This is a genomic window from Methylocella tundrae (genome assembly GCF_901905185.1).
Lineage (GTDB): Bacteria > Pseudomonadota > Alphaproteobacteria > Rhizobiales > Beijerinckiaceae > Methylocapsa > Methylocapsa tundrae.
Map to the genome: position 1 here is coordinate 1 of NZ_CABFMQ020000070.1, position 254 is coordinate 254.

Consider the following 254-nt stretch of genomic DNA (forward strand, 5'->3'; position numbering starts at 1 on the left):
CTTCAACAAGATCAAGCACTACCGCGGCGTCGCCACGCGCTACGACAAACGAGCCGACAATTTCCTCGCCGGAGTCAAGCTCGCCTCAATACGCATCTGGTTGCGCCATAATGAGTCGATGACCTAACACTACTTTGGCACTTTTGGTTCGACGGCGTCGGCGATGAGTTTCTCACAGTGGGGGCATCGTCTGGGTGGAGGCCGTGCGAAGAGGTCGAGAATGGCTTGTCTGATGGCCGGCAGGCTCGGTTGTG

1 pseudogene is annotated in these 254 nt (G+C 57.5%); it reads left to right on the top strand.

The window, feature by feature from the left end:
- Window positions 1-127: pseudogene (locus MPC4_RS06465) on the top strand (IS5/IS1182 family transposase); the annotation flags it as partial.
- Window positions 128-254 lie beyond the last annotated feature (127 nt).